Below are 2,557 nucleotides of genomic sequence, written 5' to 3' on the forward strand. Positions count from 1 at the left end.
GTTATAGTAACTGAACAATAAAAAAACAATAAATCTGTCAGTGACAGAATGAGTTTAAGACAAACAATTATTTTAATGAGAGTTTGATCCTGGCTCAGGATGAACGCTGGCGGCGTGCCTAATACATGCAAGTAGAACGCTGAAGCTTGGTGCTTGCACCGAGCGGATGAGTTGCGAACGGGTGAGTAACGCGTAGGTAACCTGCCTCTTAGCGGGGGATAACTATTGGAAACGATAGCTAATACCGCATAAAAGTCGATATCGCATGATGTTGACTTGAAAGGTGCAATTGCATCACTAAGAGATGGACCTGCGTTGTATTAGCTAGTTGGTGAGGTAACGGCTCACCAAGGCGACGATACATAGCCGACCTGAGAGGGTGATCGGCCACACTGGGACTGAGACACGGCCCAGACTCCTACGGGAGGCAGCAGTAGGGAATCTTCGGCAATGGGGGCAACCCTGACCGAGCAACGCCGCGTGAGTGAAGAAGGTTTTCGGATCGTAAAGCTCTGTTGTAAGAGAAGAACGAGTGTGAGAGTGGAAAGTTCACGCTGTGACGGTATCTTACCAGAAAGGGACGGCTAACTACGTGCCAGCAGCCGCGGTAATACGTAGGTCCCGAGCGTTATCCGGATTTATTGGGCGTAAAGCGAGCGCAGGCGGTTAGATAAGTCTGAAGTTAAAGGCTGTGGCTTAACCATAGTACGCTTTGGAAACTGTTTAACTTGAGTGCAGAAGGGGAGAGTGGAATTCCATGTGTAGCGGTGAAATGCGTAGATATATGGAGGAACACCGGTGGCGAAAGCGGCTCTCTGGTCTGTAACTGACGCTGAGGCTCGAAAGCGTGGGGAGCAAACAGGATTAGATACCCTGGTAGTCCACGCCGTAAACGATGAGTGCTAGGTGTTGGGTCCTTTCCGGGACTCAGTGCCGCAGCTAACGCATTAAGCACTCCGCCTGGGGAGTACGACCGCAAGGTTGAAACTCAAAGGAATTGACGGGGGCCCGCACAAGCGGTGGAGCATGTGGTTTAATTCGAAGCAACGCGAAGAACCTTACCAGGTCTTGACATCCCTCTGACCGCTCTAGAGATAGAGTTTTCCTTCGGGACAGAGGTGACAGGTGGTGCATGGTTGTCGTCAGCTCGTGTCGTGAGATGTTGGGTTAAGTCCCGCAACGAGCGCAACCCCTATTGTTAGTTGCCATCATTCAGTTGGGCACTCTAGCGAGACTGCCGGTAATAAACCGGAGGAAGGTGGGGATGACGTCAAATCATCATGCCCCTTATGACCTGGGCTACACACGTGCTACAATGGCTGGTACAACGAGTCGCGAGTCGGTGACGGCAAGCTAATCTCTTAAAGCCAGTCTCAGTTCGGATTGTAGGCTGCAACTCGCCTACATGAAGTCGGAATCGCTAGTAATCGCGGATCAGCACGCCGCGGTGAATACGTTCCCGGGCCTTGTACACACCGCCCGTCACACCACGAGAGTTTGTAACACCCGAAGTCGGTGAGGTAACCATTTGGAGCCAGCCGCCTAAGGTGGGATAGATGATTGGGGTGAAGTCGTAACAAGGTAGCCGTATCGGAAGGTGCGGCTGGATCACCTCCTTTCTAAGGAAATGGAAACCTGTACGTTGGTCTTGTTTAGTTTTGAGAGGTCTTGTGGGGCCTTAGCTCAGCTGGGAGAGCGCCTGCTTTGCACGCAGGAGGTCAGCGGTTCGATCCCGCTAGGCTCCATTAACACTGTAAGGGTGTTAAGATTGAACATTGAAAATTGAATATCTATATCAAATAGTAACAAGAAAATAAACCGAAACGCTGTAAATATTTAAAGAGTTTAGGTCGCAAGACCAAAAATAAGGTTAAGTTAATAAGGGCGCACGGTGGATGCCTTGGCACTAGAAGCCGAAGAAGGACGTGACAAACGACGAAATGCTTTGGGGAGCTGTAAGTAAGCGACGATCCAGAGATGTCCGAATGGGGGAACCCACTAGCTGATGGCTAGTACTCCTATCTGTTAAGGATAGGTAGAGGAAGACGCAGTGAACTGAAACATCTAAGTAGCTGCAGGAAGAGAAAGCAAAAGCGATTGCCTGAGTAGCGGCGAGCGAAACGGCAGGAGGGCAAACCGAAGAGTTTACTCTTCGGGGTTGTAGGACTGCAATGTGGACTTAAAGATTATAGAAGAATGACATGGGAAGGTCAGCCAAAGAGAGTAAGAGCCTCGTATTCGAAATAGTCTTTATACCTAGCAGTATCCTGAGTACGGCGGGACACGAGAAATCCCGTCGGAATCTGGGAGGACCATCTCCCAACCCTAAATACTCTCTAGTGACCGATAGTGAACCAGTACCGTGAGGGAAAGGTGAAAAGCACCCCGGGAGGGGAGTGAAATAGAACCTGAAACCGTGTGCCTACAACAAGTTCGAGCCCGTTAATGGGTGAGAGCGTGCCTTTTGTAGAATGAACCGGCGAGTTACGATATGATGCGAGGTTAAGTTGAAGAGACGGAGCCGTAGGGAAACCGAGTCTGAATAGGGCGGTATTAT

The 2,557-nt window shown here is 50.1% G+C and carries 1 tRNA gene and 2 rRNA genes (1 of these 3 cut by a window edge); all 3 read left to right on the forward strand.

The annotated features are described in order from the left end of the window. Window positions 1-71: 71 nt before the first annotated feature. A 16S ribosomal RNA gene (locus ACESR9_RS10090) occupies window positions 72-1,619 on the forward strand. A 53-nt stretch (window positions 1,620-1,672) separates the two neighbouring features. Next, a tRNA-Ala gene (locus tag ACESR9_RS10095) sits at window positions 1,673-1,745 on the forward strand. Between the two features lie 123 nt (window positions 1,746-1,868). Further along, window positions 1,869-2,557: ribosomal RNA gene (locus tag ACESR9_RS10100) — 23S ribosomal RNA — on the forward strand; it runs 2,311 nt beyond the window's last position. Together the 16S and 23S rRNA genes with 1 tRNA gene alongside form the textbook arrangement of a ribosomal RNA operon.

It is taken from the genome of Streptococcus parasanguinis (assembly GCF_964238605.1).
GTDB classification, from domain to species: Bacteria; Bacillota; Bacilli; order Lactobacillales; family Streptococcaceae; genus Streptococcus; species Streptococcus parasanguinis_AJ.